The organism is Pantoea sp. CS_6 (assembly GCF_041954745.1).
Taxonomy (GTDB): Bacteria; Pseudomonadota; Gammaproteobacteria; order Enterobacterales; family Enterobacteriaceae; genus Pantoea; species Pantoea stewartii.
In genome coordinates this window covers 271999-291254 of record NZ_JAVAYG010000005.1, presented here as the reverse complement: position 1 = coordinate 291254, position 19256 = coordinate 271999, and the positions used below count along the sequence as shown (strand labels likewise).

Sequence of the window (19256 nt, the reverse complement as noted above, 5' to 3'; positions counted from 1 at the left end):
TATGCGTGTTTATGTGGCTGGTAATATTACTGTCGATGAAACCTGGTTTGTGACGGATATTCCGGCTAAGGGCGCCTCTGTGCATGGTTATCACCGTTCGCAGGATATCGGCGGTAAAGGCGCGAATCAGGCGATCGTATTATCCCGCTGCGGCATCGAGACGGTTTTACTTGCCGCGACCGGTCATGACAGTAAAGGAAACTGGATCCGTCAGCAGCTTATACACGAGCCGGTGACGTTACTGCCTGCACAGCCTGTTGCGGCCCTGAGCGATACCTCACTTATTTTAAACAGCGCCGACGGCGATAACGCCATTATTACCAGTACAGCGGCGGCTGAGGCGCTGGATATCGCGACGCTCAGTCACCATCTTGCCGGCGCGCGTCCGGGCGATCTGCTGGTCCAGCAGGGTAATTTCTCGCCCGGGAAAACCCACGCGCTGTTCAGCCTGGCGAAATCCCTTGGTCTGATCACCGTCTTTAACCCCTCGCCAGTGCACGCCGGTTTTCGCGCCTGCTGGCCGCAGGTAGATATTGCGGTAGTGAATCAGCATGAAGCCCAACAGTTCGCGCCCGGTGCCGTTAAAACGTTAGTGGTTACTCACGGCAGCGCCGGGGCCTGGCTGATTCAGGGCGAGCAGCGGACGTTTTGCCCGGCGCAGCCCGCTCATGCCGTGGATACCACCGGTGCAGGCGATACCTTTCTTGCCGTGATGCTGGCATCCGCACTCCTCCGTGGGGGCGAGATTGATAAGTTAGCACTTACTCACGCCAGCAAGGCTGCCGCGCTGACCGTCAGTCGGCATGGCACACGTCAGGCCTTTCCCACCGCAGAGGAGCTCGCCGCGCTGCTCCAGGCAGGCGGCGAGTCAGCGGTTATTTAAACATCGCGCGATAGCTGTCCACGTTGGCCTTGGTCACCACCGTGGCCGGCACCAGAATGGTTTTCGACACGGTTTTGCCTGCGGTAATCGCGTTCAGAGCCTTCACCGCCTCTTCACCCATCTTTTTCGGGTCCTGTTGCAGGACAGCCGTGACATACCCGCCATCAATGCCGCTGATAGCTTTAGAGGTCAGATCCCAGCCAAAGACTTTGATGTCTTTCTGGCGGCCCTGGTTTTCCACCGCCGCAATCGCGCCCAGCAGGGCCGGTTCGCCGGTCGCGTAGATGGCGGTTAAATCCGGGTTGCCGGTGATCAGGTTTTCTGCCGCCGTCATCGCCGTATCCTGCACGTTCTGGCCATCAACCACATCCGCGACGGTGATGCCTGGATGACTTTTAATGGTTTCTTCAAACCCTTTTTGACGCTGGTTCTGCACGGCTGAGTTCAGCGCGCCCACAATGCCCAGTCGCGCTTTGCCGCCCATATTTTTCGCCACGTAGTCGACAAAATATTTACCAATAATTTTGCCGCCTTCCAGGTTATCCACGCCCACCTGTGCCGCCTGTGGGCCCGCCGGTAATACCGCATCAATTGCAATGACCGGTATTTTGGCGGCGGCCGCTTCTTTAATGGCCGGCATAATGCCGTTGACGTCAATCGCGTCCACCATAATGCCCTTCACGCCCTGCTGAATATAATTTTCGATCGCGTCGTTTTGCGATACGGGATTATCGTTGGCGTTAAAGATCACTAAATTTTTACCGCTGGCTTTCGCGGCTTCCTGTGCGCCCTGATTCATCTGATTAAAAAAAAGGGCCTGCTGATTAATCTGAACCAGCGCATACGTCGTGGCGGCGTGCGCCAGTGAAAATAACGAACCCGCAGACAGTAAGCCGGTAGCCAGCGCAACCGCGCGCAGTTTTCTGGTGTTAAATGCCATCATCATAAAATTCCTCGTCGGGAATGTGCGATAACCAGTCGATCTCCGCATCGTAATGCAGAGGGATTATTGTTGGCGGGCAAATATCGTCTGAATGGCTGATTCAGCCAGGACCTGAATAACCGACTTTCTGTTCGCCGTCCATTATGGTGAACTTGTGAAAGGGATTAATCGGGTTTGGGAGTGACTCCCGGGTCATGCGGTAAACTGTCTCTACCATTCGCTTCCGGCAAAATTTTGTCAAGCGATTATTTTATCGTCAGCGGTCAGGGAAAATACTGTATTCGCTGCGCGTAACTGTGTTACTGATAGCCGATTCCGGGCAAGATGGCAGATGATATGAGTAAAAAACGGGTGTTGTTATCCGACGTCGCAGCGCTGGCCGGGCTGTCAAAAGCGACCGTATCCCGCTATATGAATCAAAGCATTATGCTGCCGCAGGAAACCATCGACCGGATTGAAGCAGCGATTCGTCAACTGGATTATCGCGGTAACAGCCTGGCACGCCGTCTGAGCAAGGGCGGCAGCGAAACCTTAGGGCTGGTCTTGCCCGATATTACCAACCCCTTCTTTGCCGAACTGGCCGATGCCGCCGAAGAAGCCGCCTCGGCACACGGCTACAGCCTGGTGCTGTGCCTCACCCGCAACCATCCTGACAAAGAGAGCCAGTTTATTCGCTGGCTGGATACCTGCCAGGTGGATGGCCTGCTGTTTACCACTAACCATCCTGATAACGGCCTGTTACGCAAAGAAATTAACCGCCACCAGCGCATCGTACTGCTGGATGAAGACATTCCCGGCAGCATGGTGCCCAAGGTCTTTGCCGATAACGTACAGGGCGGCCGGATTGCCACCGAAAACCTGATCGCCGCCGGTCACCGCCATATCGCCTTTGTCGGCGGGCCGGATGAGCTGATGAGTGTGCGCGAACGCTATCAGGGCTTTTGCACCGCGATGACGCAGGCGGGCCTGCACGTGCCGCCCGAATGGGTGATGTACGGCGAATACCAGCGTGAATTCGGTGAGCAGGCGCTGGAACGGCTGTTCAGCCGCGATGAGCGCCCTACCGCTGTCTTTGCCGCCAGTGATTATCTGGTGCTGGGACTGCTGGATGGCCTGCGCGCACGCGGACTCACAGCCCCTGAGGCGCTGTCGCTGGTGGGCTTTGATGACGCGACCTATGCCGACTTTACCCAACCGCGCATTTCTACCATCCGCCAGCCCGCGCGGGAACTGGGCCGCACGGCGGTTCACATCATGTTGCGCATTCTGAATGACGACCTCGCCGTGCCCGCCGAAACCCGCCTGCCGGTGGAATGGGTGGCGCGCGATTCAATACAAATGTGTTAACAACGTCCCAAAATGGCGCAAAAGTGCACAGTTTTAGCGCAAATAACGCGCTTTTTAATTTCACAGCGTTATAGTGAGTAAACCGGTTTACCTGAAATTAACATTTAAATGTTTTGCATTACAAAAGGTTAGACCGTGAATGTCGCGCCTGTTCCCAGGCTGGCACGGAAGCTGCAATGTCGTACCCGGCAAACAAATATCGTTGTAGCGCGTTGTTCTGTATGTAATGACAAAGGGTTTATCTTGCAGGTAAACCGGTTTACAAGGGCGTAAACCGTGCCGGATAACCTCTTTTTACCCGCAGAACAACTTTCCCGTTAGCGGTGATGGGAGTGATCACATGCAGCAAATACAACCTGCCCCGGCACGGGTAGAAATGGTGAATATTACCAAGACTTATGGCGCGATACGGTCCCTGCGCGGCGTCAATCTGCAACTGGCCCCGGGCGAAGTGCTGGGCCTGGTGGGCGATAACGGCGCGGGTAAATCCACGCTGACCAAAGTGCTGTCTGGCGCAGTCGTGCCCACCAGCGGCACGATTCGTATCGATGGTGAAGACCAGCATTTCAGTAACCCGGCGGATTCCCGCCGCTGCCATATCGAGATGGTGTATCAGGACCTGTCGCTGTGCGACACCGTCGATGTGGCGGGCAACCTGTTTATGGGACGTGAGCCGATGAAGTCGATTCTCGGCATTCCGTTTCTGGACGAAGAAAAAATGCACGCTGACGCGCGGGAAATGCTGAAAGGCCTGGGCATTTCAATCCCCGACACGCGCTTACTGGTGCGCAATCTCTCCGGCGGTCAGCGCCAGGCGATTGCCATTGCGCGCGCCGCCGCCTTCGATCCCAAAGTGCTGATTATGGATGAACCCACCGCCGCGCTGGCCGTCGCCGAAGTCGAGGCGGTGCTGGAGTTGATCCGTCGGGTCTCGGCGCGTGGCGTGAGCGTCATCCTGATCACCCATCGCCTACAGGATCTGTTCCTGGTGTGTGATCGCATCATGGTGATGTACGAGGGCACCAACGTAGCGGAGCGCCGCGTGGCCGACACGGATCTGACCGAGATCGTCAATTTGATCGTGGGTGAGAAGTTTGTCGCCCGCTCGGCCGCCGCGCACTGAGCGAGGTAACAGGATGACTATTATGAATCTGAGCAGTTCCCGTATGGCGCAACACTCGTTGCCGCGCCGCCTGCTGCACAACCACTCTGGCGTGGTGAGCATCGCGCTGTTTTTTGTGTTCTGCTGCGTGGTGTTCTCCCTGATCACCGGCAACTTTCTCAGCAGTGCTAACTGGCTGAATATCATTCGCCAGAGCGCGCCGCTGCTGATCGTCGCCACGGCGATGACACTGGTGATCACCACGGGCGGCATCGATCTTTCCGTAGGATCGACGCTGGCGCTGGTCGGCGCGTTGTCGGCTATCGCGCTGAATAACTGGGGCCTGCCCTGGCCGGTGGTATTGCTGGGTGGCCTGCTGCTGGGCGCGCTGGTAGGAGCCATCAACGGCTTCTTTATCGCCTATGAAGGCATTCCGGCCTTTATCGTCACGCTGGCGACGCTGGCGGTAGTGCGCGGCGTGGCGCTGCTGATTACGCAGGGCTATTCCATTCCCATCCCTGCCGACAGCCCGTTCGCTTTTATGGGCCGCGCCTGGGTACTGGGCGTGCCGATGCCCGCGCTGATCGGCATCGTGGTGCTGATCGTCGGCCATATCGTGCTGAATCATATGCGCTTTGGTCGCTATGTCACGGCGATCGGCGCGAATGCGGAAGGCGCGCGCCGGAGCGGGATTAACACCAAAGCCGTGACCATGAAGGTCTACATCATCAGCGGCATGGCGGCGGCGCTGGCGGGCATGATCATCACTGCGCGTCTGGGCAGCGGCTCCTCCAACCAGGGCGAAGGCTTCGAGTTACAGGTTATCGCTGCGGTGGTGCTGGGCAGTACCAGCCTGTTCGGTGGTTTCGGTACCGTTATCGGCACGCTGCTCGGCGCGCTGTCGATTGCCATCATCCAGAACGGCCTGATTTTGTCGCACATCTCCCCGTTTTATACGCAGATCGCCACCGGTACGATTATTTTGCTGGCCATCTGGCTGAACACCCGCATTCTCAACCCGACGCGATCGGCGGCGAAAGGATAGCTGATGAAACATTCTATTTTTCGCCATCCCGATCCGCTGCCGCTGGGCATCAACAGCGGCTATGTGATGACCGTACTCGGTCCGCTGCCGGTGAGTGAAATGGGCGTGACGCTGATGCACGAACATATTCTGCTGGATGCCTCCGGCAAGTGGGTGCCGCCCTGCTGCTGTGGCGATCGTCACCTGGCGGAAATGCCGGTCAGCATCGAAAACCTGGGCGAGCTGTCGCTTAACCCGCTGATCAGCCGCGATAACTGTCAGCTGTTTGATGTGGATTTGGCGATTGAAGAGCTGATGAAGTTTCGGGCACTGGGCGGCGAGACGGTGGTGGATCCCACCAATATCGGCATTGGCCGTGACCCGAAAGCGCTGCAGCGCATCGCACGCCTGACCGAGCTGAACATCATCATGAGCACCGGGCTGTATCTGGAGCCATCTCATCCGGACTGGGTCAAAACGATCAGCATCGAAGCGCTTGCTGACAAGCTGATTTACGACCTGGGCGGCCGGGAAGAGAAACCCGAGGTGCTGTCCGGTTTGATCGGCGAAATCGGCGTCTCCAGCCGCTTTACTCCCAACGAGGAGAAATCCCTGCGGGCCGCGGGCCGCGCCAGTGCCGCGACACGGGTGCCGGTTGAGGTGCATCTGCCCGGCTGGGAGCGATTAGGCCATCGGGTGCTGGATATTCTGGAAGAAGAAGGCGCTGACCTGCGTCACGTGGTGCTGTGCCACATGAACCCCAGCTTTGCCGATAAGCGCTACCAGCGCGACCTGGCGCAGCGCGGCGCCTTTCTGGAATACGACATGATCGGCATGAGCTATTACTACGCCGATGAGTCCGCGCAGTCACCATCCGATGAAGAGAATGCCCGCGCCATTCGCGAGCTGATCGATGACGGCTTTATCGAACAGATTTTGTTATCGCAGGACGTGTTCCTGAAAACCATGCTGACCCGCTACGGCGGTCACGGCTATGGCTACATCCTTAAACATTTTGTCCCGCGCCTGAAACGCCACGGCGTCAGCGGCGAACAACTTGAAACCTTACTGATTGCTAACCCACAGCGCGTTTTTGGTGGGTAAGGGAGAAGCGTAATGCAGAAGAAAATTTTACTGGTCGGGGAATCCTGGACAAGCACATCCGTTCACGTCAAAGGCTTCGATCAGTTTGCCACCGCCACCTGGCACAATGGCGCAACCGACTTTATGGCGGCGCTGGCCGACAGTGATTATGCCATTACCTACATGCCCGCCCATGCCGCCGCGACCGAGTTTCCGCTGACGCCTGCCGGGCTTCAGCAGTGGGACGCGATTATTCTGTCCGACATCGGCGCCAATACGTTGCTGCTGCACCCGGATACCTGGCTGAAGAGCCAGCGCACGGCAAACCGCCTGACGCTGATCCACGACTACGTGGCGGCGGGCGGCGCGCTGATGATGATTGGCGGCTATTTTAGTTTTCAGGGCATCAACGGCGGCGCGCGCTATCGCAACACGGCGGTCGAGAAGGTGCTGCCGGTGCGCTGCCTGGCCTGGGATGACCGCATCGAAACGCCCGAAGGGGCCTATCCCAGCGTGACCGAATCTCACGCGCTGTTTACCGATATGCCGGGCGACTGGCCATGGTTACTGGGCTATAACGAAGTGGAAATGCACCCGGAAGGTAAACTGCTGGCGACCATTGCCGGAACGTCACATCCGCTGCTGGCGGTGCGCGAATATCAGCAGGGCCGCTCACTGGTCTGGACGAGTGATATGTCTGCCCACTGGCTGCCGCAGGAATTTGCTCAGTGGCCGGGTTATCGCCAGCTGTGGATCAACTGCCTGGACTGGTTAACGGTGCGCGGCTGATGAGCGAGAGCCAGACGCTGGCGCAGCAGCTGTTGCGCTTTGACACCATTAATCCGCCGGGCAACGAAGCAGCCTGCATGCACTTTCTGGCGGACTGGCTGGCGGAACGGGGCTTTGACGTCACCCTGTCCACCTTCGGCGAAAACCGCCTGAACCTGATTGCCAGCCTGCCTGGCAGCCAGACCGGACCGCAACTGGGATTTACCGGCCATCTGGATACGGTTCCGCTCGGCAATGCCGACTGGCAGCACGATCCGTTCGGTGAAATCGTCGGGGATAAACTGTATGGGCGCGGTTCGAGTGATATGAAGGCCGCCGTTGCGGCCTTTGCCGTCGCCTGCGTTACGCACCAGCAGGCGATTCGACAGGGTTCCGGCGCGGTGATGTTGATTACCGGCGGCGAAGAAACAGGCTGCGATGGTGCGCGGGCGCTGATCGACAGCGCTGACCTGCCCGAAGTGGGCGCGTTGATCGTCGGCGAGCCCACCGCCAACTATCCGGTTATCGGCCATAAAGGCGCACTCTGGCTGCGCTGTGAAACCCGGGGCAAAACAGCCCACGGCGCGATGCCGGAGCTGGGTATCAATGCCATTTATCTGGCGGCGGACGCGCTGGGCAAAATTCAGCATTTCTCACCCGGCGCGCCGCATCCGCTGATGAAGCAGCCGACCCTCAATGTCGGCCGCATCGTGGGCGGCCTGAACATTAACTCCGTGCCCGATCGCACGCAATTTGACGTGGATATCCGCAGCGCCCCCAATCTGCAGCACGCCACCATTCGTCAGCAGCTCACAACGTTACTGGGCGGCAGCGTAACGGTGACCACGCTGGTGGATCTGCCCGCGGTGCTGAGCGAAGACAATCAGGCCTGGATTCAGTCGGTTTATCAGCACTGCCAGCCGTTACATGATGCCCCGCTGACACCGCGCATTGTGCCCTACTTCACCGATGCGTCCTTGCTGCTGCCCGCGCTGGGCAATCCGCCCTGTATTATCCTCGGCCCCGGCGAGCCGTCGATGGCGCACCAGACCGATGAATACTGTCTGCTGAGCCGGTTAGCGGAAGCGGAGGTGCTGTATGGTGCGTTGATTCACGACTGGATGACGTGATGAAGAGATGATGCATGCGCGGAGCGGTGTCAGCCCCGTTTTCCTGAGGCTTAATCTTTTCCTGCACGGCGGGCTTTTTCACTTCAGACCTTTCCGCCTTTACGCTGCGCCGACACGGCCTGATATCGACGTAAAAGCGATCAGGGATTTCCCCTCTATAATGATTGCGGTGTTTCAGGCCAGAGAGAACATGATGAGACGGCGAGCATGCGTGATAAAGCGTTATGTGTCTGCATATCCCGATCCCCTTTTCGTGGAGGCAGGCGACGTTGCGGTGGTCAGCCACTGTGATCTGGCATGGCGAGGCTGGCTGTGGGTAATTTTGCCCGGTGGAAAAGCAGGCTGGGCACCTCAGCAATACTTTTCGCTACGTAGTCCAAATCAGGTTATCTGTCGGCAAACCTACAGTGCGCAGGAACTGACGGTCAGTCCCGGTGAGCGGGTGAGCGTAACGACATCGCTGAACGACTGGTACTGGGCTGAACGCGCATCGGGCGAGTGCGGCTGGGTGCCTGGAGAATGCATCAGGCTATTGGATGACTGACCGATGCGTAGTAGCTGCAAACAAAAAGGCCGCCCGAAAGGCGGCCTTTTTCACGGCAGGCGCTTAACGCCGTTTTACCAGCATAAACAGACTGATGGCAAAGAAGACGAAGCTTGGCAGTATCGCGCCGAAAATCGGCGGCAGGCCGTAGACCAGGCTGAGCGGGCCGAAAATCTGGTCCAGCACATAGAACAGAAAGCCGAAGCTGATGCCGGTCACCACGCGAACGCCCATTGAAACGCTGCGCAGGGGGCCGAAGATAAACGACAGCGCCATCAGCATCATCACCGCAACCGACAGCGGCTGGAAGATCTTGCTCCACATGTTCAGGCGGTAACGACCGGATTCCTGGCCGCTCTGCTTCAGGTATTTACTGTAATCGTAAAGGCCGGTAATCGAGAGCGCATCCGGATCCAGCGCCACCACGCCCAGCTTGTCAGGCGTCAGGTTTGTTTTCCACTCGCCGCCCAGGCTTTGTGAGCCGGTAATTTGTTTGGGATCGGTGAGGTTCGATTCATCCACCTGCGACAGCACCCACAGCTTTTTGTCTTTATCCCATTTGGCCGAGGCCGCGTAGCGAACATTCTCTAAGCGGCGCGCGTCGTTGAAGTTATAAATACTGACGCCATCGATCTCATCGTCGCCTTTAATGCGCTCAATGTAGATAAAGCTGTTGCCGTCTTTTGCCCACAGGCCGTTTTGTGTTGAAACCAGCGCGCCGCCGTAGAGCTGCTGCGCGCGGAAATTACGCGCCATCTGCTCGCCCTGCGGGGCAACGAACTCGCCGATAGCCATGGTCAACAGGACCAGCGGAATCGCCGTTTTCATCACCGACAGCGCCACCTGCATGCGGGTAAAACCCGCCGCCTGCATCACGACCAGCTCACTGCGCTGCGCCAGCGTTCCCAGTCCCAGCAATGCGCCTAACAGGGCGGCCATCGGGAAGAAGATTTCGATATCTTTTGGCACGCTCAGCAAGGTGTAGTAGCCCGCATCCAGCGCGCTGTATGCACCCTGACCGGTCTTACGCAACTGATCGACGAACTTGATGATGCCGGACAGCGAGACCAGCATAAACAGCGTGAGCAGAATGGTATTAAAGATGGTTTTACCAATGTAGCGATCAAGAACGCGAAACATCAGATCGATCCTCCGCGTGAAAAGCGCGCGCGAATCCGGCGCGCAGGCACCGTATCCCTCAGGTTAAGCACAATCGCTAACGCCAGGTAGCTCAGGTTAACCACCCACATCCAGATGGCCGGATCCAGGCGGCCTTTGGCTCCACTTGAACGCAACGAACTCTGCAGCAGGAAGAAGATCAGGTACAGCAGCATGGCGGGCAGCATGGACAGTACGCGCCCCTGACGTGGATTGACTACGCTGAGTGGTACCACCATCAGGGCCATCACCAGCACAGAGAACACCAGCGTCAGACGCCAGTGAAACTCGGCCTTAAATTCCGGCGTGTTGTTAGCGTAGAGCGTACTCAGGGGAGCCTGATCCACATCGTTAGGATCCAGCGTCGCCTGCTTATAGCCTATATAGGCCTGGTAGTTGGTGAAATCCGTAATGCGGAAATCACGTAACAACGCTGTGCCCTCAAAGCGAGTACCTTTATCCAGGGTGACGATCTGCGAACCGTCTTTTTCCTGTTGCATATGGCCGCTGTCGGCCAGCACGACGGACGGGCGGGCATTGCCTTTTGGCCGTAGCTGCGCCAGGAAGACATGGCCGAAATGGTTGCCTTTTACGTCTTCCACGAACAACACATTATTGCCGTCGCTGGAGGTCTGGAACTGCCCGGCCGCCATGGCCGCTGCGCCGGGGTTGGCCTTGGCGTTTTGCGTAACCTGATCCTGATAACGTGACGACCAGGGGCCGAGCCAGATGACGTTAATCGCGGCCACAATCGACGTGAACAGCATCAGAATCATCGCCGCTTTAACCAGCACCGCTTTGCTCAGCCCGCAGGCGTGCATCACGGTGATTTCACTTTCCGTATACAGCCTTCCCAGCGTCATTAAAATCGCCAGAAACAGGCTAAGGGGCAGAATAAGTTGCGCCATTTCAGGCACACCGAGTCCTAACAGCGTCAGAACAAGGTTTGTCGGCACTTCGCCATCCACCGCAGCCCCTAAAATCCTGACCAACTTCTGGCAGAAGAAGATCAACAACAGGATAAACAGGATAGCCAGCTGGCTTTTGAGCGTTTCCCGAACCAGATATCTAATAATGATCACGCTTAATACGCCTGTGAAAACTTGTCTTTTTGCAGGAAAATCGCTAATTTCAACGCTTATTAGCCATTTTTCTTCATAAATGGCCGAAGCCAGCGCTAAAAATGTATACGAATTGCATGTGGGTGGTGAAAAAACAACACGTTGTCACCCTGATTCATTACGACCGTCGACAGCATGCTAGCATGTTGCACCGATTAATAAATGAGTCATGAATGCGCTACATTCTAGCGGCAGCTACGGCTGTTGTCTTTAAGATTCAGGAGAGTGCATGGAGTTCAGTGTAAAAAGCGGTAGTCCGGAAAAACAGCGCAGTGCATGCATTGTAGTTGGTGTTTTCGAACCGCGCCGTCTGTCACCGATTGCCGAGCAGCTGGATAAAATCAGCGATGGCTATATCAGCGCCCTGCTGCGCCGCGGTGAGCTGGAAGGTAAAGTGGGTCAGACGCTGCTGCTGCATCATGTGCCGAATATCCTGTCAGAACGTATTTTGCTGATTGGCTGCGGCAAAGAGCGCGAGCTGGATGAGCGTCAGTACAAACAGGTGATTCAGAAAACCATTAACACGCTGAATGACACCGGCTCGATGGAAGCCGTGTGCTTCCTGACCGAACTGCACGTCAAAGGGCGCAACACCTACTGGAAAGTGCGTCAGGCTGTCGAAACCTCTAAAGAGGCGCTGTATAACTTCGACCAGTTGAAGAGCAACAAAGCCGAACCGCGCCGTCCTTTGCGCAAGCTGGTGTTTAACGTGCCGACCCGCCGTGAGTTAACCAGCGGAGAACGGGCGATTCAGCACGGCCTGGCCGTTGCGGCGGGCGTGAAAGCGGCCAAAGATCTGGGCAACATGCCGCCGAATATCTGTAATCCGGCTTACCTGGCTTCTCAGGCGCGTCAGCTGGCGGATGCCTACAGTAAACACATCTCAACCCGCGTGATTGGCGAGCAGCAGATGAAAGAGCTGGGCATGAACGCCTATCTTGCCGTCGGGGCCGGCTCGCACAATGAATCCCTGATGTCGGTGATTGAGTACAAAGGCAACCCGGATACCGATGCACGCCCCATCGTGCTGGTCGGTAAAGGGCTGACCTTCGACTCCGGCGGTATTTCTATTAAGCCTGCGGACAGCATGGATGAAATGAAGTACGACATGTGCGGTGCGGCATCCGTTTATGGCGTGATGCGCATGGTCGCCGAGCTGAACCTGCCGCTGAACGTCGTGGGCGTACTGGTCGGCTGTGAAAACATGCCGGACGGCAAATCCATGCGCCCGGGCGATGTGCTGACCACCATGTCTGGCCAGACCGTTGAAGTGCTGAATACCGATGCCGAAGGTCGCCTTGTGCTGTGCGATGCCCTGACCTACGTCGAGCGTTTTGATCCGGAAGTGGTCATCGACGTGGCGACGCTGACCGGCGCCTGCGTGATCGCGCTGGGCCATCACGTCAGCGGCCTGCTGTCGAACCACAACCCGCTGGCCCATGAGCTAATCAGCGCGTCAGAACAGTCGGGCGACCGCGCCTGGCGCCTGCCGATGGCCGATGAGTACCAGGAACAGCTGGAATCCAATTTTGCCGATATGGCCAACATCGGTGGCCGTCCGGGCGGCGCGATTACCGCCGCTTGCTTCCTGGCGCGTTTTGCGCGCAAATATAACTGGGCGCACCTGGACATCGCCGGCACCGCGTGGCGCTCCGGCAAGGCCAAAGGGGCCACCGGCCGCCCGGTGCCGATGCTGTCACAGTTCCTGCTGAACCGTGCAGGTCTGAACGGCGACGACTAAACGCCCGGGCAACCGAACCAACCGGGGTGGACGCCATGTCGCCCCGCTTTTCTTTTAGCAGGCAATTCGATGAAAAACGCAACCTTCTACGTGCTGGAAACCGATGCATCCCGCGACGGCTTAACCGCTGTGGAAGCGCTGGTGTGCGATCTGGCGGAAACACGCTGGCGGGCCGGTAAGCGAGTGCTCATCGCCTGTGAAGATGAGCAGCAAGCCATTCGGCTGGATGAGGCGCTCTGGCAGCGCCCTGCCAATGCCTTTGTGCCACATAACCTGGCTGGCGAAGGCCCGCGCTACGGCGCACCGGTCGAGCTGGCCTGGCCGCAGCGTCGGGGCAATTCACCGCGCGACCTGCTGATCAGCCTGCTGCCGCAGTTTGCAGATTTTGCTACTGCTTTCCATGAAGTGATAGACTTCGTTCCTTATGAAGAATCGCTCAAACAGTTAGCGCGCGATCGCTATAAAGCCTATCGCAGCGTTGGCTTCCAATTGAATACGGCAACGCCACCACAGCCGCAAACGACATAGCAGAAATGGATAAGACATATAACCCGCAAGATATCGAGCAGCCGCTTTACGAGCACTGGGAAAAGCAGGGCTACTTCAAACCGAATGGCGACAACAGCCAGGAAAGCTTTTGCATCATGATCCCGCCGCCGAACGTCACCGGTAGCTTGCACATGGGTCACGCCTTCCAGCAAACCATCATGGATACCATGATTCGCTACCAGCGCATGCAGGGCAAAAATACCCTGTGGCAGGCCGGTACCGACCATGCGGGCATCGCCACGCAGATGGTGGTTGAGCGTAAGCTCGCCGCAGAAGAAGGCAAAACCCGTCAGGATTACGGTCGTGATGCCTTTATCGACAAAATCTGGCAGTGGAAAGCCGAATCCGGCGGCACCATTACCCGCCAGATGCGCCGCCTGGGCAACTCTGTGGACTGGGAGCGTGAACGCTTCACCATGGATGAAGGCCTGTCCAATGCCGTAAAAGAAGTGTTTGTGCGCCTGTACAAAGAGAACCTGATTTACCGCGGCAAGCGCCTGGTGAACTGGGATCCGAAACTGCGCACCGCGATCTCTGACCTGGAAGTGGAAAACCGTGAGAGCAAAGGCTCCATGTGGCACATCCGCTATCCGCTGGCCAACGGCGCCAAAACCGCCGACGGGAAAGATTATCTGGTTGTCGCCACCACGCGTCCGGAAACACTGCTGGGCGATACCGGCGTGGCCGTGAACCCGGACGATCCGCGTTATAAAGATCTGATCGGCAAGTTTGTCATGCTGCCGCTGGTTGATCGCCTGATCCCGATCGTGGGTGACGAGCACGCGGATATGGAAAAAGGCACCGGCTGCGTGAAAATCACCCCGGCGCACGACTTCAACGACTATGAAGTGGGCCGTCGTCATAAGCTGCCGATGATCAACATCCTGACCTTTGACGGGGATATCCGTGAAAGCGCGCAGGTTTACGATACCAACGGCGAAGCCAGCACCGTCTACAGTGACGCGATCCCGACTGCGTTCCAGAAGATGGAACGTTTTGCGGCGCGTAAAGCCATCGTGGCCGCGGTGGACGAACTGGGCCTGCTGGAAGAGATCAAACCACACGATCTGACCGTTCCTTACGGCGACCGCGGCGGTGTGATCATCGAGCCGATGCTGACCGACCAGTGGTACGTCCGCACGGCACCGCTGGCAAAAGTGGCCGTTGAAGCCGTTGAGAACGGCGATATTCAGTTTGTACCAAAACAGTACGAGAACATGTACTTCTCCTGGATGCGTGACATTCAGGACTGGTGTATTTCCCGTCAGCTGTGGTGGGGTCACCGCATTCCGGCCTGGTACGATAACGACGGCAATGTATACGTTGGTCGCACCGAAGACGAAGTGCGTAGCGAAAACGACCTGGCCGCCGATGTGGCGCTGCGCCAGGACGATGACGTACTGGATACCTGGTTCTCTTCAGGTCTGTGGACGTTCTCAACGCTGGGCTGGCCGGAAAACACCGAGGCCCTGCGGACCTTCCACCCGACCAGCGTGCTGGTCAGTGGCTTTGACATTATCTTCTTCTGGATTGCCCGCATGATCATGCTGACCATGCACTTCATCAAAGATGAAAACGGCAAACCGCAGGTGCCGTTTAAAACCGTCTATATGACCGGTTTGATCCGCGACGAAGAAGGCCAGAAGATGTCCAAATCCAAGGGCAACGTGATTGACCCGCTGGATATGGTTGACGGCATTTCGCTGGAAGATCTGCTGGAAAAACGCACCGGTAACATGATGCAGCCGCAGCTGGCCGAGAAAATCCGTAAGCGCACCGAGAAACAGTTCCCGAACGGTATTGAGCCATCCGGTACCGATGCGCTGCGCTTTACGCTGGCCGCGCTGGCATCAACCGGTCGTGATATCAACTGGGACATGAAGCGCCTGGAAGGTTATCGCAACTTCTGTAATAAGCTGTGGAACGCCAGCCGCTTTGTGCTGATGAACACCGAAGATCAGGATTGTGGTCAGAACGGTGGCGAGATGACGCTGTCGCTGGCCGATCGCTGGATTCTGACCGAGTTCAACCATACGGTGAAAGCTTACCGTGAAGCCCTGGACAGCTATCGCTTCGATATCGCCGCCAACATTCTGTATGACTTCACCTGGAACCAGTTCTGTGACTGGTACCTGGAGCTGACCAAGCCGGTGATGAACAGCGGCAGCGAAGCAGAACTGCGCGGTACGCGCCATACGCTGGTTCATGTACTGGAAGCGCTGCTGCGCCTGGCGCACCCGATCATTCCGTTCATCACGGAAACCATCTGGCAGCGCGTGAAAGGCCTGAAAAATATCAGCGATGACACCATCATGCTGCAGCCGTTCCCACAGTTTGATGCGGCGAAAGAAGATGCCGACGCCAAAGCCGACATTGAGTGGATGAAGCAGGCGATCATCGCGGTGCGTAACATCCGTGCGGAGATGAACATCGCGCCGAGCAAGCTGCTGGATGTGCTGCTGCGTGACTGCTCGCCGGCGGCCCAGCGCCGCGTTGAGGCCAACCGTAACTTCCTGTCACGCCTGGCGCGTCTGGAAAGCCTGACCATTCTGCCTGCGGGCGAGAAAGGGCCGGTTTCGGTGACCAAAATTGTCGAAGGCGCCGAGCTCCTGATCCCGATGGCGGATCTGGTGGATAAAGCCGCCGAGCTGGAACGTCTGGCGAAAGAGCTGGTGAAACTTGATGTTGAAATCGAGAAGATTCAGACCAAGCTGGCCAACGAAGGCTTTGTGTCCCGTGCCCCGGAAGCGGTCGTCGCCAAAGAGCGTGAACGCGTTGCCGACATGGAACAGTCCAAAGCAAAACTGATTGAACAGCAGGCGGTGATTGCGGCATTGTAATGCGTCGTAGTCCGATAGCTTGAACCTGAAGCCGGGCTTTGCCCGGCTTTTTTATTGCGCTGACTTTGTACCGGAATCCTGATGAGAACCACTGCCGATATTCAGCTGCGGCCCATTACTGCCGCCGACAATCCCCATATCGCCCGGGTCATCCGCGACGTCTCTGCGGAATTTGGCCTGACGGCGGATAAAGGCTACACCGTTGCCGATCCTAATCTGGACCAGCTGTTTGAGCTGTACAGCGCTGAACACAGCGCTTACTGGGTGGTGGAACATCAGGGGAAGGTGATGGGCGGCGGCGGCATTGCCCCGCTCGCCTGCAGCGCGCCGGATATCTGTGAACTGCAAAAGATGTATTTCCTGCCCGCTATCCGCGGCTTCGGCGTGGCGCGCGAACTGGCGCTGTTAGCCATGGATCATGCGCGCCAGCGGGGCTTTCGTCGTTGCTATCTGGAAACCACCGGCAGCCTGACGCGCGCCATTAAGCTTTATGAATCGCTGGGCTTTGCGCGTATCGACCATGCGCTGGGCTGCACCGGCCATGGCGACTGCGAGTTCAGGATGCTGAAAACGCTGTAACGCCGTCAAAAAGCCGGGACGCCGCTGTGAAAGCGCAGCTCCGTGTCCGGCTCACTAATCAGCCTGGCCTCCGCTTCACCAATCGCCCGTACGCGCGCCGTAATGTCTTTGGGTGATATCTGTGCCGCCAGCGCCAGGTAATCCTGGTAATGGCGAGCTTCAGAACGCAGCAGCGAGATATAAAACTTCTCTAGTTCACTGTCCAGGAAAGGCGCCAGGCTGGCAAACCGTTCGCAGGAGCGCGCTTCGATATAGGCACCGCAAATCAGCTTATCCACCAGCGTATCGGGTTCGTGCGTGGTCACTTCGCGCAGCAGCCCTTTGGCGTAACGACTTGAGGTGATTTTCTCGTACACCAGACCACGCGACTGCATAATTTCCCACACCTGATAAAAGTGATGCAGCTCTTCTTTAATCAGCAGCACCATTTTCTCTACCAGATCGTCCGCCCACGGCAGCGCATTGCGTACGATGATCGTTTTAGTCAGATTTTTATGGGCGTTGATAAAATCGCTGTCGCCGTCTTCGCGAAAGATAAAATTCTCGTAAGGCCGCAGCCACGCCAGAATCCGGTCTCCACTTGGCTTGTCGGCGACATATTTGCGAATCAGCCAGACGGCGGTCTGTGCGGCTTTCAGTTCACACACCAGATGGTCGGTCAGGAGCAGTGTGAGATTTTCAGGTTTGCGCGCTTCATCAATCCAGGCCTGCGGCGTGCGGCAGTGTAAAAATTGCTGTATCGGTTCAAGTAAGGGTGCGTAATTCATGAATGTCAGACAGGGCCGGAAAACAGAAAAGGCGGAGCAGACTCCGCCCTCGTCAGATTAGTGGCGAATGCCGTTATCGTCTTCGTCGATGACATCGCCATCGTCTTCATCGTCATCCTGGGCATTCGGATCTTCAAAGTAGGTGCCCCAGCCGTCGTAGTCGACGTTATATTTTGCCACCAGATTCACCAGCTGCTCTACCTGCGCGTCGATCAGCTCCGCTTTCAACGCGCCTTCGCTGAGAATATCCACGCACATGACGGTGGTGCCGTCTTCCAGCTCCAGCTCTTCCGGCTCGGTGACTTCATAGCCCAGCTTAAACGCGTCCACCGCCGCTTTTTCCAGCGAGTCAAAGTTATTACAGGAGAGATGGTGCTCAATGGTATAGAGCGCATCGGGATCGCTGCCATCCTCTAACAGTTCTTCGATGATCAGCCGCGTCTCTTCACGCTGCTCTTCCAACAATGCTTCAAATGCCATGGCGATATCCTCTCTGAGTTCGGCAATAAGTCATTATTTTCCCATACTGCCTGTCGCGCCACTACACAAAACAGAAAAGATTATTCTCGCCAGGGTTGAAAATGCATATTCATACGGTTAAATTGAATTTTAATTCATTACGAAACCCGTACCGGAGTGCTGTATGAGTCAGTTGTATCACCGTCATTTTCTCAGGCTGCTGGATTTTACCCCGGCCGAGATCGATTACCTGCTTGCCCTGTCTGCCGAATTAAAACACGCCAAAAAAACCGCCAGCGAAACCCAATACCTGAAAGGCAAAAACATCGCGCTCATCTTCGAAAAAGACTCGACCCGTACCCGATGCTCTTTCGAAGTTGCCGCCTACGATCAGGGAGCTAACGTCACGTATCTTGGCCCGAGCGGCAGCCAGATCGGCCATAAAGAGTCGATGAAAGACACCGCGCGCGTGCTGGGCCGCATGTATGATGGCATTCAGTATCGGGGTTACGGTCAGGCACTGGTGGAAACGCTGGCCGAGCACGCGGGCGTGCCGGTCTGGAACGGCCTGACCACCGAGTTTCACCCCACCCAGTTGCTGGCTGACCTGCTGACCATGCAGGAGCATCTTCCCGCTACACCGCTGAATAAGATGACGCTGGTATACGTTGGCGATGCCCGCAATAACATGGGCAACAGCATGCTGGAAGCCGCCGCGCTGGTCGGGCTGGATTTGCGCATGGTTGCGCCGCAAAGCTGCTGGCCGGAAGCCGGGCTGGTCGCAGAATGCCGTCAGGTCGCCGAAAAGACCGGCGGTAAAATCACCCTGACGGCGGATATTGCCGAGGGCGTAAAAGGTGCCGATTTTATCTATACCGACGTCTGGGTTTCCATGGGCGAAGCCAAAGCGGTGTGGGAAGAACGGATTGCCCTGCTGCGCGACTATCAGGTGAACCGTGCGATGCTGGCGCTGACCGGCAACCCGGCGGTGAAATTCCTGCACTGCTTACCGGCTTTCCATGACGATCAGACCACGCTGGGCCGCCAGATGGCAGAACAGTATGGCCTTAAAGACGGCATGGAAGTCAGCAATGAGGTCTTTGAGTCGGCACACAGCATCGTGTTTGACCAGGCTGAAAACCGGATGCACACCATCAAAGCGGTAATGGTCGCCACGCTGGGACAGCGCTAATCAGACAGACGCAAACGGTTACCTGT

At 57.1% G+C, this 19256-nt stretch carries 18 protein-coding genes; 13 read left to right on the top strand and 5 right to left on the bottom strand.

The genetic code is table 11. The features are described from left to right. Window position 1 precedes the first annotated feature (1 nt). Window positions 2–883 (top strand): PfkB family carbohydrate kinase, encoded by an 882-nt coding sequence (locus RAC90_RS10140; protein WP_375124301.1) that lies wholly within the window; start codon window positions 2–4, stop codon window positions 881–883. On the opposite strand, the gene RAC90_RS10135 is transcribed toward RAC90_RS10140, so the two are convergent. Further along, window positions 876–1826, bottom strand: coding sequence for a substrate-binding domain-containing protein (locus RAC90_RS10135; RefSeq protein ID WP_039339103.1), 951 nt, complete (start codon window positions 1824–1826; stop codon window positions 876–878). The genes RAC90_RS10140 and RAC90_RS10135 overlap by 8 nt on opposite strands. A 324-nt stretch (window positions 1827–2150) precedes the next feature. Between RAC90_RS10135 and RAC90_RS10130 the strand changes: the two genes are divergently transcribed. The 7 genes from RAC90_RS10130 (at window position 2151) to RAC90_RS10100 (ending at window position 8824) form a co-directional block, all read left to right on the top strand. Next, on the top strand, window positions 2151–3173 hold the full coding sequence (locus RAC90_RS10130) for a LacI family DNA-binding transcriptional regulator (protein ID WP_033739239.1): 1023 nt from the start codon (window positions 2151–2153) through the stop codon (window positions 3171–3173). Between the two features lie 376 nt (window positions 3174–3549). Then, window positions 3550–4296 carry an ATP-binding cassette domain-containing protein gene (locus RAC90_RS10125; RefSeq protein ID WP_161784123.1) on the top strand — a complete coding sequence of 249 codons (747 nt, stop codon included), beginning with the start codon at window positions 3550–3552 and terminating at the stop codon, window positions 4294–4296. Window positions 4297–4318: 22 nt separating this feature from the next. Then, window positions 4319–5320: an ABC transporter permease gene (locus RAC90_RS10120; protein WP_161784121.1), complete on the top strand. Its 1002-nt coding sequence runs from the start codon at window positions 4319–4321 to the stop codon at window positions 5318–5320. Window positions 5321–5323: 3 nt separating this feature from the next. Continuing rightward, entirely contained in the window at window positions 5324–6403 is a 1080-nt protein-coding gene (locus RAC90_RS10115; RefSeq protein WP_375124300.1) for a phosphotriesterase, read from the top strand. 12 nt (window positions 6404–6415) lie between these two features. After that, window positions 6416–7171: a glutamine amidotransferase gene (locus RAC90_RS10110; RefSeq protein ID WP_033739233.1), complete on the top strand. Its 756-nt coding sequence runs from the start codon at window positions 6416–6418 to the stop codon at window positions 7169–7171. Then, the gene (locus tag RAC90_RS10105) at window positions 7171–8280 is read left to right on the top strand and encodes a M20 family metallopeptidase (RefSeq protein ID WP_375124318.1); all 1110 of its coding nucleotides are present in this window, start codon (window positions 7171–7173) and stop codon (window positions 8278–8280) included. Before RAC90_RS10110 ends, RAC90_RS10105 begins: the two co-directional genes overlap by 1 nt. A 211-nt stretch (window positions 8281–8491) precedes the next feature. Beyond that, entirely contained in the window at window positions 8492–8824 is a 333-nt protein-coding gene (locus RAC90_RS10100) for an SH3 domain-containing protein (RefSeq protein ID WP_375124299.1), read from the top strand. Between the two features lie 63 nt (window positions 8825–8887). On the opposite strand, the gene lptG is transcribed toward RAC90_RS10100, so the two are convergent. Beyond that, on the bottom strand, window positions 8888–9964 hold the full coding sequence (lptG, locus tag RAC90_RS10095; protein ID WP_033739231.1) for an LPS export ABC transporter permease LptG: 1077 nt from the start codon (window positions 9962–9964) through the stop codon (window positions 8888–8890). Next, window positions 9964–11064, bottom strand: a complete 1101-nt coding sequence (lptF, locus tag RAC90_RS10090) for an LPS export ABC transporter permease LptF (RefSeq protein WP_375124298.1) — start codon at window positions 11062–11064, stop codon at window positions 9964–9966. Before lptF ends, lptG begins: the two co-directional genes overlap by 1 nt. A gap of 268 nt (window positions 11065–11332) precedes the next feature. On the opposite strand from lptF, the gene pepA reads away from it, so the two are divergent. The 4 genes from pepA (at window position 11333) to RAC90_RS10070 (ending at window position 16812) form a co-directional block, all read left to right on the top strand. Beyond that, window positions 11333–12844, top strand: a complete 1512-nt coding sequence (gene pepA / locus RAC90_RS10085; protein WP_033739229.1) for a leucyl aminopeptidase — start codon at window positions 11333–11335, stop codon at window positions 12842–12844. 69 nt (window positions 12845–12913) lie between these two features. Next, window positions 12914–13372 (top strand): DNA polymerase III subunit chi, encoded by a 459-nt coding sequence (locus tag RAC90_RS10080; protein ID WP_033739228.1) that lies wholly within the window; start codon window positions 12914–12916, stop codon window positions 13370–13372. A 5-nt stretch (window positions 13373–13377) separates the two neighbouring features. Then, complete coding sequence (locus RAC90_RS10075) at window positions 13378–16233, top strand: valine--tRNA ligase (RefSeq protein WP_375124297.1); 2856 nt, start codon at window positions 13378–13380, stop codon at window positions 16231–16233. A gap of 81 nt (window positions 16234–16314) precedes the next feature. After that, window positions 16315–16812 (top strand): GNAT family N-acetyltransferase, encoded by a 498-nt coding sequence (locus RAC90_RS10070; protein ID WP_052133190.1) that lies wholly within the window; start codon window positions 16315–16317, stop codon window positions 16810–16812. A gap of 5 nt (window positions 16813–16817) precedes the next feature. On the opposite strand, the gene RAC90_RS10065 is transcribed toward RAC90_RS10070, so the two are convergent. Both RAC90_RS10065 and rraB read right to left on the bottom strand, forming a co-directional pair. Next, window positions 16818–17579, bottom strand: a complete 762-nt coding sequence (locus RAC90_RS10065) for a tRNA-(ms[2]io[6]A)-hydroxylase (RefSeq protein WP_033739224.1) — start codon at window positions 17577–17579, stop codon at window positions 16818–16820. Between the two features lie 57 nt (window positions 17580–17636). Further along, a complete protein-coding gene (rraB, locus tag RAC90_RS10060; protein ID WP_006121795.1) occupies window positions 17637–18059 on the bottom strand; it encodes a ribonuclease E inhibitor RraB in 423 nt (140 codons plus the stop codon). A gap of 163 nt (window positions 18060–18222) precedes the next feature. On the opposite strand from rraB, the gene argF reads away from it, so the two are divergent. Next, entirely contained in the window at window positions 18223–19230 is a 1008-nt protein-coding gene (argF, locus tag RAC90_RS10055) for an ornithine carbamoyltransferase (protein ID WP_006121794.1), read from the top strand. Window positions 19231–19256: the final 26 nt, after the last annotated feature.